Here is a 26,122-nt window from a genome sequence, read left to right as displayed (position 1 = left end):
CCCCCGAGCGGGCCGGGTGATGCCCACTTCGGTCAGGCTGCGCCCGAAGGGGCGCGGGGACCCGCGCCGGCAAACCACCGCACACCCGACTCGCACAGTTCCCCGCGCCCCAGCCACCATGCGGCCGCAGACGAACGCACGGCGCGGCACGGCCGATCCGGCGGATCGCTCAGAGCCCCGCGATCCTGTTCCACCGCTTGGCGAAGGCGGGCCGCTCCGCGGAGGTGATGTCGCGGGCGACGGCGAGGCGCCCGCGCATCGTGTCGTCGGGGAAGATCAGCGGGTTGTCGGCCAGGGCCGCGGTGTCCTTGTCCTTGGCGGCGGCGAACACGGCCTTGGCCGCCGGGACCGGGCAGACGTAGTTCACCCAGGCGGCCAGCTCCGCGGCGGCCTCGGGCTCGTAGTAGTAGTCGAGGAGGCGTTCGGCGTTGGCCTTGTGGCGCGCCCGGTTGGGGATCATCAGCGAGTCGGCCCACAGCTCCGCGCCCTCCTCGGGGACGACGAAGCGGATGTCGGGATTGTCGGCCTGGAGCTGGATGACATCCCCTGAGTATGCCTGGCAGGCCAGCACGTCCCCGCTGACCAGGTCCTTGGTGTAGTCGTTGCCGGTGAAACGGCGGATCTGGCCGCGGCGGGTCTGCCGCTCCACCTGGTCGCAGACCGTGTGGAAGTCGTCCGCGGTCCACCGGGTGATGTCCACGCCGTTGCCTTGCATCAGCAGCGCGAAGACCTCGTCGAGACCGGACAGCAGGGTGACCCGGCCCTTGAGGTCGCTCGCCCAGAGGTCGTTCACCTGCCGGATCTCACGGCCCAGCTTCCGGTGGTTGTACGCGATGCCCGTGATGCCCGACTGGTACGGCACGGAGAACCTGCGCCCCGGGTCGAAGGCGGGCGAACGCAGCAGCGGGTCGAGGTACTTCGCCACATGGGGCTGCCGGGCGCGGTCCATCTCCTGCACCCAGCCGAGGCGCACGAACCGCGCGCACATCCAGTCGCTGATGACGATCAGGTCCCGGCCGGTGGACTGGTGGTTCATCAGGGCGGGGCTGATCTTGCCGAAGAACTCGTCGTTGTCGTTGATCTCCTCGACATAGTCGACGGAGATGCCGCTGCGTTTCTCGAAGGCGGCGAGCGTGGGCCGGCGGTTCGGGTTGTCGTCGTCGGTGTCGATGTACAGCGGCCAGTTCGCCCAGATCAGCCTCTTGTCGGCGGCGGACGTGTCCGGCACGGCGCGGTCGGCGGGCGCGACATAGGCGGCGGGCACTCCGCAGCCGGCCAGGGCGCCGAGCGCGGCGGTGCCGCCCAGCGCCCGCAGCAGCGAACGACGGGGGAACGGGGGCATGTGCACAGGAGTCCGAGGCATCACCGCAGCATCCCGAACGCCACCCCCCAGAACAATGGACGCTCCGTCAACCACCCCCATCCCCACCCCCACCAGACACGTTGTCGCCCACCCCAATAGGGGCGCGGGGAACTGCGCGACCAACCACGTAACACCGCCACAGACGAACCACCAACCGAACCCGCCCCGAAAGGGGCGCGGGGAACTGCGCAACCAGCCACAACGCCACCGCAGACGAACCACCGGCCAGACACCCCCCGATAGGGGCGCGGGGAACTGCGCGACCAACCACAACACCGCCGCAGACGAACCACCAACCGAACCCACCCCGACAGGGGCGCGGGGAACTGCGCAACCAGCCACAACACCGCCGCAGACGAACTGCCGGCCGGGCGCGGCCCATTCCGCGCCCAGCCACAACACCCACGCCCACTGCAACCCGGCCAAGGCCAAGCGCAGCGCCCAGCGCCTAGCCGTCCAGCGAAGTCATCACATGCTTGATCCGCGTGTAGTCGTCGAAGCCGTACGCCGAAAGGTCCTTGCCGTAGCCGGACTTCTTGAAGCCGCCGTGCGGCATCTCGGCGACCAGCGGAATGTGCGTGTTGATCCACACGCAGCCGAAGTCCAGCTTCTTGGACATCCGCATGGCCCGGGCGTGGTCCTTGGTCCAGACGGACGAGGCGAGGGCGTACTCGACGCCGTTGGCCCACTGCACGGCCTGGTCCTCGTCGGTGAAGGACTGGACGGTGATGACCGGTCCGAAGACCTCGTTCTGGATGATCTCGTCGTCCTGCTTGAGGCCCGAGACGACGGTCGGCGCGTAGAAGTAGCCCTGTTCGCCGACCTGCCGCCCGCCGGCCTCGACCTTGGCGTGCGCGGGCAGCCGCTCGATGAAGCCGGAGACCTGCTTGAGCTGGTTCGGGTTGTTCAGCGGCCCGTAGAGGACGTCCTCGTCGTCCGGCTGCCCGGTCTTGGTGTCGGCGGCGGCCTTGGCCAGCGCGGCGACGAACTCGTCGTGGATGGACTCCTGGACGAGGACGCGGGTCGCGGCCGTACAGTCCTGGCCGGCGTTGAAGAAGCCCGCGACGGAGATGTCCTCGACGGCCTTCGGGATGTCGGTGTCCTCGAAGACGACGACGGGTGCCTTGCCGCCCAGCTCCAGGTGGACCCGCTTGACGTCCTTGGCCGCGGACCCGGCGACGGAGATGCCGGCGCGGACGGAGCCGGTGATGGAGGCCATCGCCGGGGTGGGGTGCTCGACCATGAGGCGGCCGGTGTCGCGGTCGCCGCAGATGACGTTGAAGACGCCCTTGGGCAGGATCGAACCGAGGATCTCGGCGATCAGCACGGTGGAGGCCGGGGTGGTGTCCGACGGCTTGAGGACGACGGTGTTGCCCGCGGCGATCGCCGGGGCGAACTTCCACACGGCCATCATCATCGGGTAGTTCCACGGCGCGACCTGCGCGCAGACGCCGACCGGCTCGCGCCGCACGATCGAGGTCATGCCCTCCATGTACTCGCCGGCCGAGCGGCCCTCCAGCATCCGCGCGGCGCCCGCGAAGAAGCGGATCTGGTCGACCATCGGCGGGATCTCCTCGGAGCGGGTCAGGCCGACCGGCTTGCCCGTGTTCTCCACCTCGGCCGCGATCAGTTCCTCGGCGCGCTCCTCGAACGCGTCGGCGATCTTCAGCAGGGCCTTCTGCCGCTCGGCGGGCGTGGTGTCGCGCCAGCCCGGGAAGGCCGCGGCGGCTGCCGCCATCGCGGCGTCCACGTCCGCCTGGCCGGACAGCGGCGCGGTCGCGTACGCCTCGCCCGTCGCGGGGTTGACCACCTCGGTGGTCCGTCCGTCGGCGGCGTCCCGGAACTCCCCGTCGACGTAATTGCGGAGCTTGCGCAGCCGCCCCAGCTCGGTGCTCACTGCCGGCCTCCTGTCAGGTCAGATCTGTCCAGTCGCTGAGACACCCACCCTAGTCCCGGAGCCGACGTTTTCAACACCCCCGTTCGGCCCATAGCTGCGAAATCCGCACGTCTCGATGTCGTAAACAACGAATTTCATTGAAGGAGCCTTGCGGAACTGTCGAGACCTCGTGCACAGTGAGGGCGTGGCCAGTCGAAGCGCAGACCAGAGGGACTCGTCCCGCGAGCCCAGGAACGGCACTCCCCACCTGGATGCCGTCTCCCTCGCCATCATCGAGCAGCTCCAGGAGGACGGCCGTCGGCCCTACGCCGCCATCGGCAAGGCCGTGGGCCTGTCCGAGGCGGCCGTGCGCCAGCGCGTCCAGAAGCTGCTCGACCAGGGCGTGATGCAGATCGTCGCCGTCACGGACCCGCTCACCGTGGGCTTCCGCCGGCAGGCGATGGTCGGGATCAACGTCGAGGGCGATGTGGAGTCCGCGGCGGATGCGCTGACCGCCATGTCGGAAGTCGAGTACGTGGTGATGACCGCGGGCTCGTTCGACATCCTCGCCGAGATCGTCTGCGAGGACGACGACCACCTGCTGGACGTCATCAACAAACGCATCCGGGCCCTGCCCGGAGTGCGCTCCACCGAGAGCTTCGTCTACCTCAAACTCAAGAAGCAGACCTATATGTGGGGAACCCGATAACCGTGAGCACAAAGGACCTGAGCCGCAGCGCGTACGACCACCTGTGGATGCACTTCACCCGCATGTCCTCGTACGAGAACTCCCCCGTCCCGACCATCGTCAGGGGCGAGGGCACCTACATCTACGACGACAAGGGCAAGCGCTATCTCGACGGTCTCGCGGGTCTGTTCGTGGTCCAGGCCGGTCACGGCCGCACGGAACTCGCCGAGACGGCCTTCAAGCAGGCCCAGGAGCTGGCGTTCTTCCCGGTGTGGTCCTACGCCCACCCGAAGGCCGTGGAGCTGGCCGAGCGGCTGGCCGACTACGCGCCGGGCGACCTGAACAAGGTCTTCTTCACCACCGGCGGCGGCGAGGCCGTCGAGACCGCCTGGAAGCTCGCCAAGCAGTACTTCAAGCTGACCGGCAAGCCCACCAAGCACAAGGTCATCTCCCGCGCGGTCGCCTACCACGGCACCCCGCAGGGCGCCCTGTCCATCACCGGCCTGCCGGGCCTGAAGGCCCCCTTCGAGCCGCTGGTGCCCGGCGCGCACAAGGTGCCCAACACCAACATCTACCGCGCCCCGCTCTTCGGCGACGACCCGGAGGCGTTCGGCCGCTGGGCCGCCGACCAGATCGAGCAGCAGATCCTCTTCGAGGGCCCGGACACCGTCGCCGCGGTCTTCCTGGAGCCGGTGCAGAACGCCGGCGGCTGCTTCCCGCCGCCGCCCGGCTACTTCCAGCGGGTGCGCGAGATCTGCGACCGGTACGACGTGCTGCTGGTCTCCGACGAGGTCATCTGCGCCTTCGGCCGGCTCGGCACGATGTTCGCGTGCGACAAGTTCGGCTACGTACCGGACATGATCACCTGCGCCAAGGGCATGACCTCCGGCTACTCCCCGATCGGCGCCTGCATCATCTCCGACCGCCTGGCCGAGCCGTTCTACAAGGGCGACAACACCTTCCTGCACGGCTACACCTTCGGCGGCCACCCGGTCTCCGCCGCGGTGGGCCTCGCCAACCTCGACCTGTTCGAGCGCGAGGGCCTCAACCAGCACGTGCTGGACAACGAGCCCGCCTTCCTGGCCACCCTGCAGAAGCTGCACGACCTGCCGATCGTCGGCGACGTCCGCGGCAACGGCTTCTTCTACGGCATCGAACTGGTCAAGGACAAGAACACCAAGGAGACCTTCGACGACGAGGAGACCGAGCGCGTCCTGTACGGCTTCCTCTCCAAGGCGCTCTTCGACAACGGCCTGTACTGCCGGGCCGACGACCGCGGTGACCCGGTCGTCCAGCTCGCTCCGCCGCTGATCTCCGACCAGGAGACCTTCGACGAGATCGAGCAGATCCTGCGCGCCACGCTGACGGAGGCATGGACCAAGCTCTGAGCGCCGAGCCCCGCACCTCGGCGCGGCGGTGCGGCTCCGCCCGCTCCGCGCCGCTGATCAGCTGATCGACGGCCCCGGTGTCGCCCGTTCGAATGAAGAACGGCGGCCCGGGGCCGTGTGCTGTCCGGCCACCCCGCGGCGGCTGCCTAGCGTGCCAGTGACCGATCGGCCCGGCCTTCGTTCCCCCGGAAGGGGGACCAGGCGCCGGGAACAGCGGATCAGAACCGAGGTGTACGCCCATGGAGGCCCCGCCGGACAACGACGTGCTCTGGGCACGCTCCCTGCACTTCACCCACCACGACGGCTCGCCCGCCCTCGGTGGTGTCTCGCTCGGTGTGCGGGAGGGCGAGATCATCGCAGTCAGCGGGCCGCGCGGCAGCGGCAAGACGACGCTGCTGCGCTGTCTGTCCGGGCTCCTGCCGGTCCGGCGCGGCGAGGTCTGGTTCAACAGCGCGCCCGTGCACACCATGGGCCCGCTGGCCCGGGAACGGCTGCGCCGCGACCGGTTCGGCTGGATCGACCCGGTGCCGGCCCTGCTCCCGGAGCTGAACGTGTGGGAGAACACCGCCCTGCCCCTGATGCTGCGCGGCACCAGCCGCCGCCGCGCCAAGACCGCCGCCCTGGAGTGGCTGGAACGGCTCGACGTCGGCCACCGGTCCCATCGGCATCCGCACCAGCTGCGGCAGTCCGAACGCCAGCGGGTCGCGATCGCCCGGGCGCTCGCCCCGGCCCCCACCGTGCTGTTCGCGGACGAGCCCACGGCCCCGCTGCACCGCGCCGACCGCGCCCAGGTGCTGCGCACGCTGACGACGGCCGCCCGCTCGCACGGCATCACCGTCGTCCTCGCCACCCACGACGCGGAGACCGCGGCCCTCGCCGACCGCACGGTGGCGCTGCTCGACGGGCGGCGCGTGACCACCGTGCACCTGCCGCCGGTCACCGAGTCGGAAGGCCGGGCGGCGTGCTCGCTCTCCGTCTGACCCGCGGCGCCCGTCCCGCGGTCCATCTGCGCCGCCTCCTGGTGGCGACGGCCGCGGCGGGCACGGGCTTCCTGCTGCTGAGCACCCTCGCCCATGCCCTGGCACACCCCGAGAACCCGACGGAGTCGGTGACCGGCCTGGCCTGGTGCGCGGTGCCGCTGGCCGCCACCGTCCACTTCGCGGTGGCGGTCGCCCGCACCGACCCGGGCACCAGGCCACGCCCCGGGCTCTCGGCACTCGGCCTCGGACCGGGCCGGCTGATGGCGATCTCGGTCCTGGCCACGGCCCTGTCCTGCACGCTGGGCTCGGCGGTGGCCCTGCTGGTCTTCCTCCATCTGCGCGGCGACCTGACGGGCATGCCCTTCGACGGGGCCGGGCGGCAGCTGCTGGCCGCGGGCGAGCCGCTGCCGTTGCCCGCCGCCCTCACCCTCCTCCTGCCGGTTCCGCTGATCGCGTCGGGCACGGTGGCCCTGGTGCTGCGGCCCCGGGGCGCCCGTCCCGCGCGGCCCGCGGCATGGACGTACGGCCGCTTCGGCTCCTACGGGCGGGCGCGCTCACCCGAGGCCCTGGGGACGCACCCCGCCTTCGCCGCCCGGTCGGCGGACGGCACCGTCCGACCGGCCGCCGCGACACGGGTCGTCAGTGCGGTGCCGGTCCCGCACCGGGGCGACACCGGGCAGCGGCCCGGCCGCTGGGACGAACGGCCCGCCCCGGTGGACGGCGAGCGGGACCCCGCACACCACGAACCGGCCGACGGCGCCCCCGCCGACCAGGCACCACCGGGCGCCGGCTGGACGCACGCCCTCACCGATCCGCGGCGCGCGCCCTCCGGCCTGCCCTGGGGCATCGCGGTCCTCGCCGTCGGCCTGAGCGTGGAGGCGTACGGCGACCCGTCCGCCGGCCCGGACCCCGCCCTGCCCGGTGTGCTGATCGGCTGGGCCCTGACCGCCGTGGGGCTGGTCCTGGCCGGCCCCGGCCTCACCCATCTGTGCGGCCGGCTGCTGCAGACGGCCCGGCCGGGCGCGCTGCGGCTGCTCGCCGGGCGGGCGCTGATGGCGGAGGCCGTCCGTATCGGCCGCCCGCTCGGCGTCGTCTGCGCGGCCGTCTCGGGCGCGTTGGCCCTCACTGTGTTCTCGTCGTTCTCGTCGTTCTCGTCGCTCTCGTGGCTCTCGTCGGAATCCTCCGTCGTCCCCTCCTCCGGCCCGCTCACGACCCTCGGCGTCCTGCTGGTCACCGGCTGCACCGTGGCGACCCTGCTGACGGCGGCCGTGGAGGTCCGGCAGTGCCGCGCCGACACCATCGACGCCCTGGTGCGGCTCGGCGCCCCCGCGACCCTGCTGCGCGGCGCCGCGGCCCTGCGCGCGGGCGCCCTGCTCGCCGTGTTCGGACCGCTCAGCGTGGCGGTGGCCGACCTGGTGGCGCTCCCGCTGGGCCGCTGAAGGATCCGCGCGGCGGCAGGACAGGGGTCCGCGCCCACCGATGAGTTTCCCCGCGGCCCCCGGTCTACCCCTCGAACGGCACACACCCGAGGGAAGAGGCCCCCATGTACCAGCAGATGATCTTCGTGAATCTCGCCACCGCCGACGTCGAGGCGTCGAAGAGGTTCTTCACCGAGCTGGGGTACACGATCAACCCGCAGTTCAGTGGGGACGACTGCGCCTGCGTCGTCATCAGCGACACCATCGTCGCGATGCTGCTCGGCAAGCAGCGCTACGCCGACTTCACCTCGAAGGAGATCGTCGACTCGGCCAAGGCCAGCGAGGTGCTGCTGTGTCTGAGCGCCGAAAGCCGCGAGAAGGTCGATGAGTTGGTGGACCGGGCGATCGCGGCGGGCGGCACGGCGAGCGGCACCCCCCAGGACCACGGCTTCATGTACGGCCGCGCCTTCGACGACCTCGACGGCCACACCTGGGAGGTCATGTGGATGGATCCGGCGGCGGTGCAGGGCTGACATCGCGCCGGGCGGCCGGATCGAATCGGTTCCGAAGTCATTGAAACCTCCCGGGAGTTAACAAGAGTGCAAAGCCGGCGCCCATGGGGGGCATCCGGATTGACAGTGCTTATGAACCGCTTATAGACCTGTGAGTCTCAAGGGGGTGCTGAAGCGGGACTTCGTCGTTGCCTCATCACCCCCGCAAGCCCCCCGCAGATGCACTCTGTAAAGGACAAACGTGTCCATAACTCGCCGTAGCGCACGTCGTTCCGTGCGCATTCTGGGTGTTGCCTCCGCGACCGTGGCGCTCGCACTGGGCGTCACCAACTCCGCGCTCGCCTGCAACATCAGTGAGTTCTCCGCCGAAGCCAAGTGCGACGGCACCAACGGCGTCATCGTCGTCACCGACAAGGACGCCTCCGGTACGCCCGCTGTCATCACCGTGTTCCTGGAGAACAACGGTGCCGACGAGAAGCAGGTCGGTGAGCCCCAGGAGATCAAGGGCTCGCGTGAGGGCACCACCGTCACGTTCACCGAGGACTGGAAGCCCAACGCGACGTACCGGATCCACGTCAAGGCCGGCAACCAGGTGGACGAGGACATCAAGCCCGACCTCACCACCCCGTCCACGGCCTGCAAGACCGAGGACACCCCGACCCCGACGCCGTCGGAGGACACTCCGTCGCCGTCGGAGTCCGAGTCCACTCCCCCTGCCGAGTCCGAGACCCCGACCCCGTCGGCCTCGCAGAGCACCAGCACCGCCCCGGCGGACACGTCGAGCAACGCGCCGTCCCCGGCGGCCGGTGACTCGAACCTCGCCGAGACGGGTGCGAACTCCAACACCGGTCTGATCGCCGGTCTGGCCGCCGCCTTCGTCGTCGTCGGCGGTGGCGCCGTGTTCTTCGGCATGCGCCGCCGCGGGGCGAACAGCGGTCGCTGACACCCCGGTTCGGCATTCCGCCGTGGCCCGTCCCCGCACTGCGGGGGCGGGCCACGGCCGTTCAGCCGAACGCCGTACGCTCCAGCCAGAACTCCAGCACCGCCCGCTCGCCCACGATCTCCAACTCCGGGCTGTCCAGCGGCAGTCGGCGGTAGGCAGCGAGCAGCACGGAGGTCAGCGGGCCGCGCAGGGCCACCGTCGCCCGCGCGTGGCCGCGGCTGTGCCGCACGCCGTCCTCGTCGAGGTGGATGAGCCATTCGGCATCGAGTCCGGGCGGGGCGTCGGTGGCGTGCAGATGGATGCTCCGGTCCGGGCCGCGCACATCGCGCGCCGGATCGCGCGCCATGGTGTGCTGCGCCCACTCCACCAGTTCCAGCCCCTCGTCGATCGCGTCGGCGGCGATGTCCGGCGCGACCTCGTAGGGCAGTCGGGCCGCCAGGGCGGCGTCCGCGCGGTGCACGGTGATCTCGTGTGCCGTCCGGCGGGCCCAGAAGCCCGAGGAGCGGTCACCGGCCCAGGCCCACACCTCGGTGTCGGGTCCGGCCTCGCGCAGCGCGTCCACCACCAGCCGGCCGCTGTCCGCTAACCACGCGTCCAGGACGGCGGGGGCGCTGCCCGGCCCCGGTCCCGCGAACTCCGGGACCTCGTCGCCCGGAATGTGCTCCTCGGCCCGGCCGGCGACGGTCGCGGCGACCCAGCGCAGGGCACCGCCGACGTGCCACACCAGTTCCTCAAGGCGCCAGTCCGGGCAGGTCGGCACGGGCGCGGACAGATCGGCGCCACCGGTCACCACGTCCCGCAACTGCGCTACCTGGCCGGCGATCTCATCGACGTAACGGTCATGGGCAAGACGGGCCATGGCGCTCACCCTAGAGGCACGGCCCTCAGTCCAGCACGACTGTTTCCGCCACATCGAAGACCACCCCGACCTCGGCCCCGGCCTCCGGGGCCGACCGCAGCGCGCACGCCGCCTCCAGGCGGGGCCCGTCCGCCGGCTGGAGATGGACGGTGACATGGGTGCCCCTGAAGGTGCGGGCAGTCACCGTGCAGCGCAGCCCCTCGTCCGCCGGTCCGAGCCGTACACCGGTGGGCCGCACCAGCAGGGTGCGCCGGCCCTGCGGCGCGGGCTCGGGCACCGGCAGCTTCCCCCACGGCGTGACCGCCACGCCGCCGGTGATCTGTGCGCCGACGACGTTCTCGAAGCCGAGGAAGCGCGCCACGAACTCGTCCGCGGGCCGCTGCCACACCTCAAGGGGCGTACCGGACTGGGCGATCCGGCCGTCGCGCATCACCACCACCCGGTCGGCGAGCGCGAATGCCTCCCCCTGGTCGTGTGTGACGGCGAGCACGGTGGTGCCCAACCGGCCGAAAAGCTCCCGCAGTTCGACCACCAGCCGCTCCCGCAGCGAGCGATCGAGCTGGCCGAGCGGTTCGTCCAGCATCAGCAGCCGCGGCCCGGGCGCGAGGGCCCGGGCGAGCGCCACCCGCTGCTGCTCGCCCCCGGAGAGCCGGTCCACGGCCCGCCGGGCGGCGCCCGGCAGCCCGACCAGTTCCAGCAACTCCCGTACGCCGGAGTGCTGCCGCTCCTTCGAGGCGCCGCGCATCCGCAGTCCGAACGCCACATTGCCGCCCACGTCCCGCTGCGGGAACAACTGGTGGTCCTGGAACATCAGGCCGACCTCGCGCCGGTGCGCGGGCACGCCCGTCTGGTCCCGCCCGTCGAGCAGGACCCGACCAAAGTCCAGGGGCTGCAGTCCGGCCACCGCCCGGAGCAGCGTCGACTTGCCGCTGCCGCTGGGCCCGAGCACACACACGATCTCGTGCTCGGCCACCTCCAGGTCCACGGCGTCGAGCACGGTCCGCCCGCCGAAGCGGACGGTCGCGGACATGAGGCTCAGCAGCATCAGAACTCCCCGCTCCGGTGCGGGCGCAGCCGTTCGAGCACCAGCAGGGCCGCCGCGCACACCACCATCAGAATCGTGGAAAGGGCCATCGCCTGGCCGTAGTTGAGGTCTCCGGGCCGGCCGAGCAGCCGGGCCACGGCGACCGGCAGCGTGGGGTTGTCGGGCCGGGCGATGAACACGGTCGCGCCGAACTCCCCGAGCGACACGGCGAACGCGAACCCGGCCGCGACCAGCAGCGCCCGCCGCACCAGCGGCAGATCGACCTCCCGCCACACCCGCCAGGGCGACGCCCCGAGCACGGCCGCCGCCTCCCGCAGCCGCCCGTCGACGGCCCGCAGCACCGGCAGCATCGTGCGGACCACGAAGGGCACGCCGACCAGTGCCTGCGCGAGCGGGACGAGGATCCAGGACTGCCGCAGATCCAGCGGCGGTTCGTCGAGGGCGATGAGGAATCCGAAGCCGACGGTCACGGCCGACACACCGAGCGGCAGCATCAGCAGCGCGTCGAAGCCCCGGACGACCCGGTCCGCGACGGGGACGCCCCCGGTCGGGCGGCGCCGGGAAGGGGGAAGCCGGGACAGCGCGGCGGCGGCCAGGGCGCCGATCAGCACCGCGATGGCGGTGGCGACGACCGCGTACCACAGGGAGTTGCCGACCGCCGCGATCGGCGCCACCAGGAACGTGCCGCCGTCCTCGTGGGTCAGGGCCTTGTAGTAGCGCAGCCCGGGGGCGTCGAGGGAGCGCTGCACCAGCACCGCGAGCGGCAGCAGGACGAGCGCCGTGACGGTGACGAGGACGCCGGCGAGCAGCGCCCACTGCCCCGCCCCGCGCGGCCGGCGCGCCGTCAGCGAGGCGTCGACCAGACGCAGCGCGGTCTCCCGCCGCCGTACCGTCCAGGCGTGCACGGCGAGGACCGCGCCCACCGCGGCGAACTGGACGAGGGTGAGGACCGCGGCCGTCGACAGGTCGAAGATCTGGGACGTCTGCCGGTAGATCTCCACTTCGAGCGTGGCGAAGGTGGGGCCGCCGAGGATCTGCACCACGCCGAAGGAGGTGAAGGTGAACAGGAACACCATCAGCGCCGCGGCGGCCACCGCCGGGGCCAGCGCCGGCAGGGTCACCTTGCGCCAGGCGGTCAGCGGCCCGGCACCCAGCATCCGCGCGGCCTCCTCCTGGCGCGGGTCGAGCCCGGACCACAGGCCGCCGACGGTGCGCACGACGACGGCGTAGTTGAAGAAGACGTGCGCGAGCAGGATCGCCCACACCGTGGTGTCCAGCCGTAGGCCCCACAGGTCGTCGAGGAGCCCGCCGCGCCCGACGAGGGCGAGGAACGCCGTGCCGACCACGACGGTCGGCAGCACGAACGGCACGGTGACCACGGCCCGCAGCAGCCGCTTGCCGGGGAAGTCGAGGCGCGCGAAGACATACGCGCCGGGCAGCGCCACCAGCAGGGTGAGCGCCGTGGAGGCGAGCGCCTGCCAGGTGGTGAACCACAGCACGTGCCGGACGTCGGAGCGGGTCACGACGTCCGTGATCCGCCCCAACTGCCAGGCGCCGTCCGGCTTCAGCCCGCGGGCGACGATCGCGGCCACCGGCCAGGCGAAGAAGACGGCGAAGAACGCGACCGGCCCGGCCATCAGCGCGAGCCGCGCCACGCTCCCCGTACGCCGCCCGCCCGGGCCCGCACCGGACGCTTCCTCGGGCCCGGTCGCCCGGGCCGCCTCGGCCGCCTCCGTGGCGTCGGCTACTTCAGTACGAGCGAGGTCCACGACTTGACCCACTGGTCACGGTTGGCGGCGATCCGGTCGGGCGCCAGAGTCTGGGGGTCCTTGGCCTGCGGGCCGTACTTCACGAACTCCTTGGGCACCTTCGCGTCCGCGCGCACCGGATAGACGTACATGGTGAGCGGCATGTCCTCCTGGAACTCCTTGCCGATCAGGAAGTCGAGCAGGGCCTTGCCGCCCGCGCTGTTGCGGGCGCCGGTGAGCAGTCCGGCGTACTCGGTCTGCCGGAAACAGGTGCCGGCGGCCACTCCGGTGGGCGCGGTGGCCGGCTTCGGGTCGGCGTAGACGACCTCGGCGGGCGGCGAGGAGGCGTAGGACACGACGAGCGGCCGGTCGCCGCCCGCCTTACGGCCGCCGGCCGAACCGGAGAACTCCTCGTCGTACGCCTGCTCCCAGCCGTCCACCACCTTGACGCCGTTGGCCTTGAGCTTCTTCCAGTACTCCGGCCAGCCCCCGTCGCCGTACCTGGCGGCGGTGCCGAGCAGAAAGCCGAGGCCCGGCGAGGAGGTGGCGGCGTTCTCGGTGACGAGGAGGTTCTTGTACGCGGGTTCGACCAGGTCGTCGAAGGTCTGCGGCGGGGTCAGCCCGTGCCGGTCGAAGTACTCCTTGTCGTAGTTGACGCAGATGTCGCCGGTGTCGACGGGGGTCACCCGGTGCCCGGACGTGCCGGACCTGAACTCGGGCCGCAGCCGGTCGGAGCCGCGGGCCTCGTACGGCTGGAACAGCCCGTTGTCCAGGGCCCGCGACAGCAGGGTGTTGTCGACGCCGAAGAAGACGTCGCCCTGCGGGTTGTCCTTGGTCAGGATCGCCTTGTTGACGGCCTGTCCGGCGTCGCCGTCCTTCAGGACCTTGACGGTGTAGCCCGACCGCTGCTCGAAATCCTTGAGGACGTTCTTCGAGACGGCCCACGAGTCGTGGCTGACGAGGGTGACGGTCTTGGAGTCCGCGGCGGTCCCGTCGTCGGTGGACCCGCACGCGGACAGCGTGACCAGCGCGAGCCCGGCCGCGGCGGCCACCAGGGTCTTGGTGTGCAACTGGATTCCTCCTGGGGTTGACCAGGAAGAGACGCGGCCCTGCCCGGACTCCGCGAGGGATGTCCGGGCAGGGCGCAACAGCTTGAGTGAGGACCGATCTCCCTACCCAGAATGACCTGGGCGAGGTTCGGAGGGTCTGCGGCCCGTGTGCCGCACTCTCAGCGCTGTGGCGCTCCCCTGTCGGAATATTCGGAATATGAAGTTTCGGAAGGCGAGGCTTCGGAAGCCGGTGTCGACGATAGGAAGGTGTGACGTGATGGACGCCCTCAGACTACCGTCCGGCTACCGCTCGGTGGCAGCCAGCTGACCGCAGGCGCCGTCGATCTCCTGACCGCGGGTGTCCCGGATGGTCACCGGCACCCCGTGCGCCTCGATGGCCGCCACGAATGCCTTCTCGTCCTCGGGCCTTGACGCGGTCCACTGCGAGCCCGGTGTCGGGTTGAGCGGGATCAGATTGACGTGCACGGGCCTGCCCTTGAGCAGCCGGCCGAGCCGGTCGCCGCGCCACGCCTGGTCGTTGATGTCCCGGATCAGCGCGTACTCGATGGACAGCCGGCGCCCGGACCGCGCGGCGTACTCGAAGCCGGCGTCCAGCACTTCCCGCACCTTCCACCGCGTGTTGACGGGCACGAGGGTGTCGCGCAGTTCGTCGTCGGGCGCGTGCAGCGAGATGGCGAGGCGGCACTTGAAGCCCTCGTCGGCGAACCGGTGGATGGCCGGGACGAGTCCGACGGTGGAGACGGTGATGCCGCGCTGGGACAGGCCGAGCCCGTCAGGCTCGGGATCGGTGAGGGCCCGGATGGCGCCCACGACCCGCTTGTAGTTGGCCAGCGGCTCGCCCATGCCCATGAAGACGATGTTGGACAGCCGGGCGGGGCCGCCCGGCACCTCGCCGTCCCTGAGGGCACGCATGCCGTCCACGATCTGGTGCACGATCTCGGCGGTCGACAGGTTCCGGTCAAGACCGGCCTGCCCGGTGGCGCAGAACGGGCAGTTCATGCCGCAGCCCGCCTGCGAGCTGATGCACATGGTCACCCGGTCCGGGTAGCGCATGAGCACCGACTCGACGAGCGTCCCGTCGAACAGCCGCCACAGGGTCTTGCGGGTGGTGCCCTGGTCGGTCGACAGATGCCGTACGACCGTCATCAGCTCAGGGAACAGCGCCTCGCGCAGCCGGGCCCGCGAGGCGGCCGGAATGTCGGTCCACTGCTCGGGGTCGTGCGTGTACCGCGCGAAGTAGTGCTGCGCGAGTTGCTTCGCCCGGAACGGCTTCTCACCGATCGCGGCGACCGCCTCCTTGCGTTCGGCGGGCGACAGATCGGCAAGATGCCGCGGCGGCCGCTGAGCACCGCGCGGGGCAACAAAGGTAAGTTCTCCGGGCTTAGGCATGGCCGTACCAGTGTCGCACGAGTGGCCTCGTGGCCACGCCGGTCGGTCGGTCCGGCGGTCCTGTGACGGTCGCCGACGGTCACCGCGACTGCTCCGGGCCTGCCCGGAGCGTGTACAGGGCCGCGCAGCGCCCCGCCGCCGACAGGGGTGCGGGGAAACTGCGCGGCCGGCCGCGACACGGCCATGGACCGGCAGACGGGGAGGCGAGCCGACAGGTGACGGCCGTCACCGCCCCGGCAGGAGAGGGTTCATGTGGAGCCGACGAACAGGACCATCAGCAGCCACACCACGGGCGCCGTCGGCAGCAGTGAGTCGAGGCGGTCCATGATGCCGCCGTGACCGGGGAGCAGCGTCCCCATGTCCTTGATGCCCAGATCCCGCTTGATCATGGACTCGCCGAGGTCGCCGAGGGTGGCGCTGGCCGCGACCGCGAGGCCGAGGAGAAGTCCCTGCCACCAGGCGCCGCCGTCGATCAGGAACTGCATGCACAGGGCGCCGGCGACCATGGCGAACAGCACCGCGCCGAGCAGCCCTTCGCGGGTCTTGCCGGGGCTGATCCGCGGGGCGAGCTTGTGACTGCCGAAGCGCCAGCCCACCGCGTACGCGCCGGTGTCGCTGACGACGGTGAGGATCAGGAAGGTCAGGACGCGGCGCGGGCCGTCGTCGGCGTCCAGCATCATCGCCACGAACGTGGCGAGGAACGGCACGTAGAACGCCGCGAAGACGCCCGCCGTGACGTCTCTGAGATAGCCCTCCGGCGGCTGCGTCATGCGCCATACGAGGACCGCGAGCGCGGTCAGCGCCATGGCCACCCAGGCGCCCTGGGCGCCGCGGACATAACCGGCGACGACCATCGCGGCGCCGCCGAGCGCCAGCGGGACCAGGGGTGCCCTGATGCCCTTGCGCTCCTGTAGCCGGTTGGTCAGCTCCCACAGCCCGACCACCACGGCGACCGCTATGACGCCGACGAAGACGGCCTTGACGATGAACAGGGACGCGAGGATGACCACTCCGAGCCCGATGCCGACGCCTATGGCGGCACCCAGGTCCCGGCCCGCACTCTTCTTCTGCGGTGCGGGAGCGGGCTGTCGGGCGTCGGGCATGGGCTCCGGATTCTGCGGCGCCGCCCCGTGGGGCCGCGCCGACGGGGTCTCGGTGTAGTACGCACCGTCGTGGTACGCACCGCTGCGGAACGTCTCGTCGCGGGCCGGGGGGCCGCTCAGCCGAGCGGCCCCCCGGTCCCGGTCCTGGTCTCCGCCCTGCGCGGGTACGTCGTCGGGGACGATGGGCATGGGGCGAGTCTGCTGCGCGTCATGCGCATCGTACGCGGGACCCGCCGGGGCGGCCCCCCGGCCGTACCCCTGACCGGGGCCGTGCTCGGCGGGCCCCCAGTACCCGGCTTGTGGCGGCGCCCCCCAGGAAGAGTCGTTCATCAGACCTCAAGCAGCTCCGCTTCCTTGTGCTTGAGGAGCTCGTCCACCTGGGCGACGTACTTCGCCGTGGTGTCGTCAAGCTCCTTCTCCGCACGGCGGCCCTCGTCCTCGCCGACCTCGCCGTCCTTGATCAGCTTGTCGATGGCTTCCTTGGCCTTGCGCCGCACCGAGCGGATGGAGATCTTGGCGTCCTCGGCCTTGCCCTTGGCGACCTTGATGTACTCGCGCCGGCGTTCCTCGGTGAGCTCGGGGAACACCACACGGATGATGTTGCCGTCGTTGCTGGGGTTGACCCCCAGGTCGGAGTCGCGGATCGCCTGCTCGATGTTGCGCAGCGCGCTCTTGTCGAACGGGGTGACGACCGCCATCCGCGGCTCCGGCACGGAGAACGAGGCCAGTTGGTTGATCGGCGTCGGCGCGCCGTAGTAGTCGGCCACGATCTTGTTGAACATGGCCGGGTGCGCACGGCCGGTGCGGATCGCGGCGAAGTCCTCCTTGGCGACCACGACGGCCTTCTCCATCTTCTCCTCGGCTTCGAGGAGGGTCTCTTCGATCACCACTTGCTCCTGCGTGTCTTGAGTAGGCCCGGCTGCGGTTCCTGGTCGGGGCCCACGGCCGGCTGCGTCGCGTCTTCTTCCTGCACGGTTCCCGACCGGGCAGGTCATTGTCCATCCCCCGGTCAGGGTCCGGGTGATTCTCCGGTCAGTGCCGACCGTCCTGGTCACCCACGAGTGTGCCGATCTTCTCACCCTTGACGGCACGGGCGATATTGCCCTCCGCGAGAAGCTCGAAGACAAGGATGGGCAGCTTGTTGTCGCGGCACAGCGTGATGGCGGTGGCGTCGGCGACCTTGAGGTCGCGGGTGATGACCTCGCCGTAGCCGAGGGAGTCGAACCGGACGGCGTCCGGGTTGGCCTTCGGGTCCGAGTCGTACACCCCGTCCACCCCGTTCTTGCCCATCAGCAGCGCCTCGGCGTCGATCTCCAGGGCGCGCTGGGCCGCGGTGGTGTCGGTGGAGAAGTACGGCATGCCCATACCGGCGCCGAAGATCACCACGCGGCCCTTCTCCAGGTGCCGCACCGCACGCAGCGGGATGTACGGCTCGGCGACCTGCCCCATGGTGATGGCGGTCTGCACCCGGGACTGGATGCCCTCCTTCTCCAGGAAGTCCTGGAGGGCGAGGCAGTTCATCACCGTGCCGAGCATGCCCATGTAGTCGGAGCGGGCCCGGTCCATGCCGCGCTGCTGGAGCTCGGCACCGCGGAAGAAGTTGCCGCCGCCGATGACGACCGCGATCTGCGCGCCGTCCCGGACGACGGCGGCGATCTCACGGGCGATCTTGTGCACCACATCGGGATCCACGCCCAGGCCCCCGCCACCGGAGAATGCCTCTCCGGACAGCTTCAGCAGAAACCGGCCGCGAACTTTGCCGTCGTCGCTCTTTTGGGGCTTGGTGGTCATGGGATCCGCCTCTTTCACGTGGTGCGCATGCGAAGAAGGCCATTGCCGATGGGGTCGCTCTTCGCTCCCATGCGCGGCAATGGCCTCCTCGTCAGATCTGCTGCCGTCCGCCGCGTGCCCGGGTGCGGCGGTGTGCGCGGACGACTGCTGTCGACCCTATCGGGGTCGCGTGTCGATCGCGGTACGGACTCAGATGCCGACCTTGATGCGCGTGAAGCGCTTCAGGGTGACACCGGCCTCCTCCAGGACCTTCTGGACCGACTTCTTGTTGTCGAGGGCGTACGGCTGGCCGAGCAGCGTCGCGTCCTTGAAGAAGCCGTTCAGACGGCCCTCGACGATCTTGCCGATCGCGGCCTCGGGCTTGCCCTCGGCGCGGGTGGTCTCCTCGGCGATGCGACGCTCGGACTCGACGACCTCGGCCGGGACGTCATCCTTGGAGAGGTACTTGGGCGCGAAGGCGGCGATGTGCTGGGCGACGCCCTTGGCGATCTCGGCGTTCGGCTTGTCGAGCTCGACCAGGACACCGATCTGCGGGGGCAGGTCGGGCATGGTGCGGTGCATGTACGCGGTCACGAAGCCGTCGGCGAACTGCGCGAAGCGGTCCAGGACGATCTTCTCGCCGAGGTTGGCGTTGGCCTCGTCCACGAACGCCTGGACGGTCTTGCCGGCCTCGATCTCGGAGGCGAGCAGCGCCTCGATGTCGGCCGGGGAGGTCTTCGCGACGTGTTCGGCGATCGCGCCGGCCACGGACTGGAACTTCTCGCCCTTGGCGACGAAGTCCGTCTCGCACTTCAGCTCGACGAGGACGCCGGAGGAGTTGTCGTCGGCGATGACCGAGACCACGGCGCCGTTCTCGGCGGAGCGGCCCTCGCGCTTGGCGACGCCCTTCTGGCCCTTGATGCGGAGCGCCTCGACGGCCTTCTCGACGTTGCCCTCGGCCTCGTCCAGCGCCTTCTTGCAGTCCATCATGCCGGCGCCCGTGAGCTCGCGGAGCTTCTTGACGTCGGCGGCGGTGTAGTTCGCCATGAGTCTGTGAATCTTTCTCGAAGTCTGGAGAATCGAAGATCTGCACGGTCTGCGATCTACATGTAGGGGCAGATCCCCGACTCGGTGCTGACCTACGGGTGAACGGCGGGAGCGGACTTCATGTCGCCGCTCCCGCCGTCAACGCTGGCGCTGACGGGGTCAGGCCTGCTCGCCCTCGGCGGCCGGCGCCTCAGCGGCGGCGGGAGCCTCCGCGGCCGGGGCCTCCGCAGCCTGGGTCTCCGCGGCCGGGGTCTCCGCGGCGGGAGCCTCCTCGGCCTTCTTCTCGCCCTCAAGCAGGTCGCGCTCCCACTCGGCCAGCGGCTCGCCCGCGGCCTTCTCGCCCTTGCCCTCGGTGGCGACACCGGAGCGGGCGATCAGGCCCTCGGCGACGGCGTCGGCGATCACGCGGGTGAGCAGCGTGACGGAGCGGATCGCGTCGTCGTTGCCCGGGATCTTGTAGTCGACCTCGTCGGGGTCGCAGTTGGTGTCGAGGATGGCGACGACCGGGATGTTGAGCTTCCGGGCCTCGCCGACCGCGATGTGCTCCTTCTTGGTGTCCACGATCCAGACGGCGCTGGGCACCTTCTGCATCTCGCGGATACCACCGAGGGTCTTCTCCAGCTTGGCCTTCTCGCGCGAGAGCACGAGAAGCTCCTTCTTGGTCAGACCGGAGGCGGCGACGTCCTCGAAGTCGATCTGCTCAAGCTCCTTCAGGCGCTGCAGACGCTTGTAGACGGTCGAGAAGTTGGTGAGCATGCCGCCCAGCCAGCGCTGGTTGACGTACGGCATGCCGACGCGGGTGGCCTGCTCGGCGATGGCCTCCTGCGCCTGCTTCTTGGTACCGACGAACATGACCGTGCCGCCGTGGGCGACGGTCTCCTTGACGAACTCGTAGGCACGGTCGATGTACGACAGCGACTGGAGCAGGTCGATGATGTAGATGCCGTTGCGCTCGGTGAAGATGAAGCGCTTCATCTTCGGGTTCCAGCGACGGGTCTGGTGACCGAAGTGGACGCCGCTCTCCAGCAGCTCCCGCATCGTGACGACGGCCATGGCCGTATCTCCTTGGGTTTCTCGGTTGTGCCGCGGATGCCGGACGGCTTCCGCGCCTGACGCCCACGTGCGCCGTTGCCACAGGGGGACCGAGGGGCGCTGACACCGTCGGACCGTTGCCGGCCGGTGGGTGTCGGGGCGTGCGAAGTCGACCCGGTGACCCGGGTCGCCACCAGAAGTGTACGGGACCGGCGGGGCACCGGGTGACGCCGCTGTCCACAACCGGTGAGTAGTCCACGGCTCCCGGCCATGATCGGCGCGGGTGCGGGACGGTTCTCGCATGAGTGCGATGCCGGCGATGCCTGCGGTACGAACCGCGCGGCCCCGACGAACAGTTCGGACCGGGCGGGCTCGGGGCGTACGTGGAAAGGGGTGCTGAGGGTGCGATGGGTGCCGGGTGTGCGTGGGGTGCTGGGTGCCGGGCCGGCTGAGGGTGCCCCATGTCTGATGCCGATGCGGGGCGTGCTTCAGGCGCTTCGAATGCTGGGCGTGCCGAGGTGGCCGGCGGTTTGGGCGGTGGTCATGGCGGCGGTGGTGACGGCGGCCCTGGGCTGTTCGGCCCTGCCGGCCCGGGCGCAGCCGCCGCGACCTGCGGCCCTGGCGCCCCTGCCCGCCGCTTCCCCACCCGCCGCTTCCCCGCCTCCCGCTCCGCCTCCTGCCGCGCCCCCGCCGGCCTCGGTCCCGGCGCTCGCCCGGTTCTGGCCGGTGGGGACGCGACCCGTCGTGGTACGGGGCTGGGAGCCCCCGGCCACGCCGTACGGACCCGGGCACCGGGGCGTCGACCTGGGCGCGCCACCCGGCGCTCCGGTACGGGCGGTGGCGGCGGGCCGGGTGTCCTTCGCCGGCCGGGTGGCCGGGCGGGGCGTGGTCGCGATCGAGCTGGCGGGCACGGAACTGCGGACGACCTACGAGCCGGTGGACCCGTCGGTGCGCACGGGCGACGAGGTGGCGGCGGGCGAGGTGGTGGGGCGGGTGGAACCGACCGGGTCGCACTGCACCGCCGGCACCTGTGTCCACTGGGGCCTGCTCAGCGGCGACACCTACCTGAACCCGCTCCTGCTGCTCCCCCCATGGCTGCTGCACCGGGGCCCGTCAAGACTGCTACCGATCCTGACCAGGCCACCCACCCAGGCACAGGGCCCCACCGCCACCGGCCCCCGAACGAACACTCAGCCCCGCACACCCGACACGGCCATCGCCACCACCGCGTCGCTGATCTCCGCACGACGCCCGGCCGCACCCGACTCAACCCACCGCGCCCCACCCCCACCCGGCCGAATTCAGCCCCGCACGCCCCGCAGGGCCATCGTCACGGCCGCGTCGGTGATGTCCTCGGGGGGCTCGGCCGCGCCCAGTTCGATGCGTCGGACCGCCGCGTCGACCACGCCCTGGACCAGCATCGCCGCCAGGCGCGGCTGGGCGTGGCCCAGCTCCTCCAGCGCCTCGACGATCATCGCGACGAGCCCGCCGTGCGCGGCCCGGATCTTCTCCCGCGCCCCGGCGTCCAGCTCGCTCGCCGAGATCGCCACGACGGCCCGGTGCCGCCGGTCCCCGACCAGCGCCAGCTGCGTGCGCACATACGCCTCGACCTTGCCCTCGGCCGAGTCCGCCCGCTCCATCGCCGCCGACACCTCGGCGGCCCACACGGGGAAGTCGACCTCGCACAGCTCCTCGACGACGGCGGCCCGCGAACGGAAGTACTCGTACACGGACGACCGGGCAAGACCCGTGCGTTCGGCGAGGGCCGGGAAGGTCAGCGCCTCCGTACCGCCCTCGGACAGCAGGCTCCGGGCCGCGTCCAGCAGGGCGGCTCGCTGCATCGACCGGTGCTCGGCCACGGAGGCCGCTCGAATCCTAGGCACGCCCACCACTGTACGGACGCGCCCGCCCCGACGGGAGTCGCACGGTGCCACGCGGAGCGTCCGCGCCGCTTGCCCCGCACGCCGGCGGGGGCGGCTCAGCGGCCAAAACTGGCCAGCTTCGCCCGCAGCTGGAGCACGGACTTGGTGTGGATCTGACTGACCCGGCTCTCGGTCACCCCCAGCACGTTCCCGATCTCGGCCAGGGTCAGGCCCTCGTAGTAGTACAGCGTCACCACGGTCTTCTCCCGGTCGGGCAGCGTGTTGATCGCCCGCGCCAGAAAGCGCCGCAGCTCCCGGTCCTCCGCGACCTCCACCGGGTTGTCCGCCGCGGTGTCCTCCAGCGTGTCCATGAGGCTCAGCCGGTCCCCGCCCTCGCCGCCCACATGCAGCAGCTCCTCAAGCGCCACCACGTTCGCCAGGGACAGCTGGCCGAAGACCGCGTGCAGCTCGTCGATCCCGATCCCCAGCTCCGCCGCCACCTCGCCCTCCGACGGCGTGCGCCGCAACCGCGCCTCAAGCGTCGCGTACGCCCGCTCCACGTTCCGCGCCTTCTGCCGCACCGAGCGCGGAATCCAGTCCAGCGCCCGCAGCTCGTCGATCATCGCGCCCCGGATCCGCGTGATCGCGTACGTCTCGAACTTGATCTCCCGGCCGATGTCGAACTTCTCGATCGCGTCGATCAGTCCGAACACACCGGACGACACGAAGTCCGCCTGCTCCACGTTCGGCGGGAGCCCCACGCTCACCCGTCCCGCCACGTACTTCACCAGCGGTGAGTAGTGCAGGATCAGCTGCTCCCGCAGCCGCTCGTCCCCCGTCGCCTTGTACGACCGCCACAGCTCGTCGAGCGTCGAGGGAGCGGGCGGCCGCGCGCTGCCACCGTCGCGGGCGGCTGGGGGGATGGCCGCCCGGTCGGACCCGGAGGTGTGCTGGGGCATTCGTCGCCTTGTGCCGTTCTGCCGTGAAGTGCCGTGAAGTGCTGTGGAGAAGGGTGCCTGGGTGGGCTGTCGGTCTGGTATCGAGTTGGGCCGGTCTGCGCCGGGGTCCTCGTGAGCGTAGCGTGACTGAGGAGTCGCGGTGTGCGAACCTCGGGGCTCCACCCGTGAACGGACCCGCTTCAGGACGCGCCCCGGCGGCCCCGGCACATCGCGGTGCGTGACCGGTGTGGCGGGTCAACTCCCAGAAATCCCAAGGACGTCGGGATTCCCCCGGACGGCCGAACACCCTCGGTCAGCAGCCGGCCCGACCGGCCCGGACCGATATCACCGCCTGGCGTGTCAACTTCCAGCCATCGCCGTGTCGTTCGACGTATCCAAGTGCTCTGAGTTCGTACAGCCTCGCGATCGCCTCGTCCGGTGTGGTCTGCGCGCCCGACGCGATCTCCCGCGGCTGTGCCGCCCGACGCGCCGGCAGGGCGGCCAGGACCCGCCGGGCGCCGGGTTCCAGCAGGTCGCGCGGGAGCACCGGGCCGCGCCGGGCCGGGGCCAGCTCGCCCATGTCCCCCACCAGCTCCACGACGTCCGCCGCATCGGTGACCAGCACGCCCTCCCCGCGCAGCAGCTCGTGCACACCCGCGGAGAGCGCGCTGGTGGCGGGCCCGGGCACGCCCATCGTGAACCGGCCGAGGCGCAGTGCCGCCCGCGCGGTGACCAGGGAGCCGCTGCGGTGGGCGGCCTCCACGACGACCGTGCCCCGGGTGAGCGCCGCGATCACCCGGTTGCGCAGGATGAACCGGCTCGGCGTCGGATGATCGCCGGGCGGCAACTCCCCCACCACCAGCCCCTGTTCCGCGATCCTGTCGATCAGCTCGGCGTGTCCGCGGGGGTAGGGCCGGTCGACGCCGCAGGCCAGGACGGCGACGGTGGCGCCGCCCGCGCCGAGGGCGCCCCGGTGGGCGGCGCCGTCGATGCCGTAGGCGCCGCCGGACACCACGACCCAGCCGCGCTCGGCGAGCCCCGCGGCGAGGGTGGCCGCCATGTGGGCGCCGTACTCGGTGCAGGCCCGGGCGCCGACGACGGCGACGGATCTGAGCGCCCACATCCGCAGGCTGGGCCGGCCGCGCAGCCACAGCCCCAGGGGCCGGGCGTCCCCGAGGTCGTCGAGCTGGGCCGGCCACTCGGCGTCCCCGGGGGCGACGAACCGCACCCCTGCGGCGCGCGCGATCTCCAGGTCCCGGCGCGGCTCGGCCCGTGCGGCGCGCGCCCGCAGGCCGGCCCAGCGCGTGCCGCTGACCCCCGGCAGCGGCACGCCGCCGTCCCGCAGCCGCCGGGCGACCTCCCTCACCCCGTACTCCCGCGCCCACCGGCCCCCGACCTCGTCACCGGGCTCGATGACCCGGGTGAGCAGCACACGCGAGAGCAGACCGTCGTCCGGTTCGGGGTCCGTGGTCACGCCGGTGCCCCGATGGCCATGGGCACGCCCCGTGGGACGCCGGTGCGCAGTTGCAGGGCGAGCGCGACGTCGGTGGCGTCGGGCCGGTCGTGACGGGCGAGGTCGGCCACCGTCCAGGCGACGCGCAGGACCCGGTCGAGCCCTCGGGCGGTCAGCACGCCCCGCTCCAGGTTCCGCTCCGCCTCGTCCATGGCCCCGCTCGCGGCGTGCCAGCGGCTGCGCAGCTCCCGTCCGGGCACTTCGCTGTTGGTCCGCCACGGACTTCCCGCGAACCGCGCGGCGGCACGCTCACGCGCCTCCCGGACCCGGTCGGCGACCGTCGCGGTGGGCTCCCCTCGCGCACCGGGCTGGGTGAGTTCGGCGCGTGTGACGGGATCCACCTCGACGCGGAGGTCGACCCGGTCGAGCAGCGGGCCGGACAGCCGCGCCTGGTAGCGGCGGATCGCCGACGGCGGGCACTCGCACAGCGTGTCCCGCTGCGAGAAACGCCCGCACGGGCACGGGTTGGCCGCCAGCACCATCAGGAACCGGGCCGGGAACCGGACCACTCCGGCGCTGCGCGCGATCACCACGTGGCCCGCCTCCAGGGGCTGCCGCAGGGCGTCCAGGGTCTGGCTGTGGAACTCTGGCGCCTCATCGAGGAAGAGCACGCCCCGGTGGGCCAGGGACACCGCCCCGGGGCGCGCGATGCCGGGGCCGCCGCCGACGAGGGACTGCATGGTCGCCGAGTGGTGCGGGGCGCAGTAGGGCGCGACATCGATCAGCGGTTTGCCCGGTGGCAGCAGCCCGGCCACCGAGTGGACGGCCGTGACCTCCAGTGATTCCTCGCGGCCGAGCCGGGGCAGCACGGCGGGCAGCCGCTCCGCCAGCATCGTCTTGCCCGCGCCGGGCGGTCCTTCGAGGAACAGGTGGTGACCTCCGGCGGCGGACACCTCCACCGCCGTGCGCGCCGAGTGCTGCCCCACCACGTCGGCGAGGTCGTGGTCGTGCTGGGCGGCGCCGATGCTGTGCATGCCGGTGGCCGCGCCGGTGCCGGGCACCCGCAGGCCGGCGAGGAGCGGATCCGGGCGGCCCAGGTCGTCGGGTTCCTCGTCGGGCACGGGTTCGTCCGTCAGCAGGGCGATCAGCTGGCGCAGGCTGCGGATGCCGAGCACCGACACGCCGGGCACCAGCGATGCCTCGGCCGCGGCGCACTCGGGCACCACCACCTGCTCGTATCCGGCGTCGGCCGCGGCGAGCACCGCCGGCAGGATGCCCCGGACCGGACGCACCCTGCCGTCGAGCCCCAGTTCGCCGATCATCATGATGTCGGCGAGCACCCTGGGATCGATCCGCTCGGCGGCGCCGAGGACCGCGCAGGCCACGGCGAGGTCGAAGCCGCTGCCTGCCTTCGGTACCGAGGCCGGGCTGAGGCCCACCGTGAGCTTCTTCTGCGGCCAGTCGGCGCCCGAGTTGACGACCGCCGCCCGGACCCGGTCGCGGCTTTCCGTCAGGCTCTTGTCCGGCAGCCCCACCAGCGTGAACGCCGCCACCCCCGGCTCCAGGTCGGCCTGGACCTCCACGACCACGCCCTCCACGCCCACCAGGGCCACGGAACACGTACGGGCGAATCCCATC

The 26,122-nt window shown here is 71.6% G+C and carries 22 protein-coding genes and 1 pseudogene; 7 read left to right on the top strand and 16 right to left on the bottom strand.

Annotated features, from left to right (window positions below):
- Positions 1-169 precede the first annotated feature (169 nt).
- Together AC27LF_RS27885 and AC27LF_RS27880 are read right to left on the bottom strand one after the other, a co-directional pair.
- The gene (locus AC27LF_RS27885; RefSeq protein ID WP_479659043.1) at positions 170-1,363 is read right to left on the bottom strand and encodes a polyamine ABC transporter substrate-binding protein; all 1,194 of its coding nucleotides are present in this window, start codon (positions 1,361-1,363) and stop codon (positions 170-172) included.
- A gap of 448 nt (positions 1,364-1,811) precedes the next feature.
- Positions 1,812-3,260 (bottom strand): gamma-aminobutyraldehyde dehydrogenase, encoded by a 1,449-nt coding sequence (locus AC27LF_RS27880; protein WP_479659044.1) that lies wholly within the window; start codon positions 3,258-3,260, stop codon positions 1,812-1,814.
- A gap of 169 nt (positions 3,261-3,429) precedes the next feature.
- Between AC27LF_RS27880 and AC27LF_RS27875 the strand changes: the two genes are divergently transcribed.
- From AC27LF_RS27875 to AC27LF_RS27850, 6 genes are all read left to right on the top strand, one after another.
- A complete protein-coding gene (locus AC27LF_RS27875) occupies positions 3,430-3,948 on the top strand; it encodes an Lrp/AsnC family transcriptional regulator (protein ID WP_404027646.1) in 519 nt (172 codons plus the stop codon).
- The gene (locus AC27LF_RS27870) at positions 3,933-5,315 is read left to right on the top strand and encodes an aspartate aminotransferase family protein (RefSeq protein WP_479659045.1); all 1,383 of its coding nucleotides are present in this window, start codon (positions 3,933-3,935) and stop codon (positions 5,313-5,315) included. The genes AC27LF_RS27875 and AC27LF_RS27870 overlap by 16 nt, the downstream gene beginning before the upstream one ends.
- A gap of 239 nt (positions 5,316-5,554) precedes the next feature.
- Positions 5,555-6,295 (top strand): ABC transporter ATP-binding protein, encoded by a 741-nt coding sequence (locus tag AC27LF_RS27865; RefSeq protein ID WP_404027555.1) that lies wholly within the window; start codon positions 5,555-5,557, stop codon positions 6,293-6,295.
- A complete protein-coding gene (locus AC27LF_RS27860) occupies positions 6,277-7,734 on the top strand; it encodes a hypothetical protein (RefSeq protein WP_479659046.1) in 1,458 nt (485 codons plus the stop codon). The genes AC27LF_RS27865 and AC27LF_RS27860 overlap by 19 nt, the downstream gene beginning before the upstream one ends.
- Before the next feature lie 104 nt (positions 7,735-7,838).
- Complete coding sequence (locus AC27LF_RS27855) at positions 7,839-8,246, top strand: VOC family protein (protein ID WP_479659047.1); 408 nt, start codon at positions 7,839-7,841, stop codon at positions 8,244-8,246.
- A gap of 220 nt (positions 8,247-8,466) precedes the next feature.
- Positions 8,467-9,168 carry an LAETG motif-containing sortase-dependent surface protein gene (locus AC27LF_RS27850; protein ID WP_479659048.1) on the top strand — a complete coding sequence of 234 codons (702 nt, stop codon included), beginning with the start codon at positions 8,467-8,469 and terminating at the stop codon, positions 9,166-9,168.
- A 61-nt stretch (positions 9,169-9,229) separates the two neighbouring features.
- Here AC27LF_RS27850 and AC27LF_RS27845 read toward each other — a convergent pair whose 3' ends face one another.
- The 10 genes from AC27LF_RS27845 to rpsB all read right to left on the bottom strand — a co-directional run bounded on the left by AC27LF_RS27845 (position 9,230) and on the right by rpsB (position 20,252).
- Positions 9,230-10,027: a maleylpyruvate isomerase family mycothiol-dependent enzyme gene (locus AC27LF_RS27845; protein ID WP_479659049.1), complete on the bottom strand. Its 798-nt coding sequence runs from the start codon at positions 10,025-10,027 to the stop codon at positions 9,230-9,232.
- A gap of 25 nt (positions 10,028-10,052) precedes the next feature.
- On the bottom strand, positions 10,053-11,072 hold the full coding sequence (locus tag AC27LF_RS27840) for an ABC transporter ATP-binding protein (protein ID WP_479659050.1): 1,020 nt from the start codon (positions 11,070-11,072) through the stop codon (positions 10,053-10,055).
- Entirely contained in the window at positions 11,072-12,709 is a 1,638-nt protein-coding gene (locus AC27LF_RS27835) for an ABC transporter permease (protein ID WP_479659118.1), read from the bottom strand. Before AC27LF_RS27835 ends, AC27LF_RS27840 begins: the two co-directional genes overlap by 1 nt.
- A gap of 107 nt (positions 12,710-12,816) precedes the next feature.
- The gene (locus tag AC27LF_RS27830) at positions 12,817-13,890 is read right to left on the bottom strand and encodes a thiamine ABC transporter substrate-binding protein (RefSeq protein WP_479659051.1); all 1,074 of its coding nucleotides are present in this window, start codon (positions 13,888-13,890) and stop codon (positions 12,817-12,819) included.
- Between the two features lie 282 nt (positions 13,891-14,172).
- Positions 14,173-15,279 carry a dual-specificity RNA methyltransferase RlmN gene (gene rlmN / locus AC27LF_RS27825; RefSeq protein ID WP_479659052.1) on the bottom strand — a complete coding sequence of 369 codons (1,107 nt, stop codon included), beginning with the start codon at positions 15,277-15,279 and terminating at the stop codon, positions 14,173-14,175.
- 248 nt (positions 15,280-15,527) lie between these two features.
- Positions 15,528-16,712 carry a phosphatidate cytidylyltransferase gene (locus AC27LF_RS27820; RefSeq protein ID WP_479659053.1) on the bottom strand — a complete coding sequence of 395 codons (1,185 nt, stop codon included), beginning with the start codon at positions 16,710-16,712 and terminating at the stop codon, positions 15,528-15,530.
- On the bottom strand, positions 16,712-17,269 hold the full coding sequence (gene frr / locus AC27LF_RS27815) for a ribosome recycling factor (protein WP_351735682.1): 558 nt from the start codon (positions 17,267-17,269) through the stop codon (positions 16,712-16,714). The genes AC27LF_RS27820 and frr overlap by 1 nt, the downstream gene beginning before the upstream one ends.
- A 145-nt stretch (positions 17,270-17,414) precedes the next feature.
- Positions 17,415-18,173 (bottom strand): UMP kinase, encoded by a 759-nt coding sequence (gene pyrH / locus AC27LF_RS27810; protein ID WP_479659054.1) that lies wholly within the window; start codon positions 18,171-18,173, stop codon positions 17,415-17,417.
- Positions 18,174-18,362: 189 nt separating this feature from the next.
- On the bottom strand, positions 18,363-19,199 hold the full coding sequence (gene tsf, locus AC27LF_RS27805) for a translation elongation factor Ts (RefSeq protein WP_479659055.1): 837 nt from the start codon (positions 19,197-19,199) through the stop codon (positions 18,363-18,365).
- A gap of 159 nt (positions 19,200-19,358) precedes the next feature.
- Complete coding sequence (rpsB, locus tag AC27LF_RS27800; RefSeq protein WP_479659056.1) at positions 19,359-20,252, bottom strand: 30S ribosomal protein S2; 894 nt, start codon at positions 20,250-20,252, stop codon at positions 19,359-19,361.
- Positions 20,253-20,774: 522 nt separating this feature from the next.
- Here rpsB and AC27LF_RS27795 point away from each other — a divergent pair.
- Positions 20,775-21,374, top strand: a pseudogene (locus tag AC27LF_RS27795) (murein hydrolase activator EnvC family protein); the annotation flags it as partial.
- A 158-nt stretch (positions 21,375-21,532) separates the two neighbouring features.
- Here the strand turns inward: AC27LF_RS27795 and AC27LF_RS27790 are convergent.
- The 4 genes from AC27LF_RS27790 to AC27LF_RS27775 all read right to left on the bottom strand — a co-directional run bounded on the left by AC27LF_RS27790 (position 21,533) and on the right by AC27LF_RS27775 (position 26,121).
- Positions 21,533-22,090 carry a TetR/AcrR family transcriptional regulator gene (locus tag AC27LF_RS27790; protein WP_479659119.1) on the bottom strand — a complete coding sequence of 186 codons (558 nt, stop codon included), beginning with the start codon at positions 22,088-22,090 and terminating at the stop codon, positions 21,533-21,535.
- Positions 22,091-22,209: 119 nt separating this feature from the next.
- Entirely contained in the window at positions 22,210-23,052 is an 843-nt protein-coding gene (whiG, locus tag AC27LF_RS27785) for an RNA polymerase sigma factor WhiG (protein ID WP_388712397.1), read from the bottom strand.
- A gap of 292 nt (positions 23,053-23,344) precedes the next feature.
- On the bottom strand, positions 23,345-24,505 hold the full coding sequence (gene dprA / locus AC27LF_RS27780; RefSeq protein ID WP_479659057.1) for a DNA-processing protein DprA: 1,161 nt from the start codon (positions 24,503-24,505) through the stop codon (positions 23,345-23,347).
- Positions 24,502-26,121, bottom strand: a complete 1,620-nt coding sequence (locus AC27LF_RS27775) for a YifB family Mg chelatase-like AAA ATPase (RefSeq protein WP_479659058.1) — start codon at positions 26,119-26,121, stop codon at positions 24,502-24,504. Before AC27LF_RS27775 ends, dprA begins: the two co-directional genes overlap by 4 nt.
- Between the last annotated feature and the right edge of the window lies 1 nt (position 26,122).

It is taken from the genome of Streptomyces diversicolor (genome assembly GCF_057537855.1).
The sequence above is the reverse complement of the archived record's forward strand: the minus strand, read 5'-3'. Positions and strand labels throughout refer to the sequence as shown.

Bases quoted from the DNA above. Each gene is read 5' to 3' on its own strand.
- AC27LF_RS27885 (WP_479659043.1), bottom strand. From the start codon at position 1,363: ATGCCTCGGACTCCTGTGCACATGCCCCCGTTCCCCCGTCGTTCGCTG.
- AC27LF_RS27865 (WP_404027555.1), top strand. From the start codon at position 5,555: ATGGAGGCCCCGCCGGACAACGACGTGCTCTGGGCACGCTCCCTGCAC.
- AC27LF_RS27855 (WP_479659047.1), top strand. From the start codon at position 7,839: ATGTACCAGCAGATGATCTTCGTGAATCTCGCCACCGCCGACGTCGAG.
- AC27LF_RS27845 (WP_479659049.1), bottom strand. From the start codon at position 10,027: ATGGCCCGTCTTGCCCATGACCGTTACGTCGATGAGATCGCCGGCCAG.
- AC27LF_RS27840 (WP_479659050.1), bottom strand. From the start codon at position 11,072: ATGCTGCTGAGCCTCATGTCCGCGACCGTCCGCTTCGGCGGGCGGACC.
- AC27LF_RS27835 (WP_479659118.1), bottom strand. From the start codon at position 12,709: ATGGCCGGGCCGGTCGCGTTCTTCGCCGTCTTCTTCGCCTGGCCGGTG.
- rlmN (WP_479659052.1), bottom strand. From the start codon at position 15,279: ATGCCTAAGCCCGGAGAACTTACCTTTGTTGCCCCGCGCGGTGCTCAG.
- AC27LF_RS27820 (WP_479659053.1), bottom strand. From the start codon at position 16,712: ATGAACGACTCTTCCTGGGGGGCGCCGCCACAAGCCGGGTACTGGGGG.
- pyrH (WP_479659054.1), bottom strand. From the start codon at position 18,173: ATGACCACCAAGCCCCAAAAGAGCGACGACGGCAAAGTTCGCGGCCGG.
- tsf (WP_479659055.1), bottom strand. From the start codon at position 19,199: ATGGCGAACTACACCGCCGCCGACGTCAAGAAGCTCCGCGAGCTCACG.
- rpsB (WP_479659056.1), bottom strand. From the start codon at position 20,252: ATGGCCGTCGTCACGATGCGGGAGCTGCTGGAGAGCGGCGTCCACTTC.
- whiG (WP_388712397.1), bottom strand. From the start codon at position 23,052: ATGCCCCAGCACACCTCCGGGTCCGACCGGGCGGCCATCCCCCCAGCC.
- AC27LF_RS27775 (WP_479659058.1), bottom strand. From the start codon at position 26,121: ATGGGATTCGCCCGTACGTGTTCCGTGGCCCTGGTGGGCGTGGAGGGC.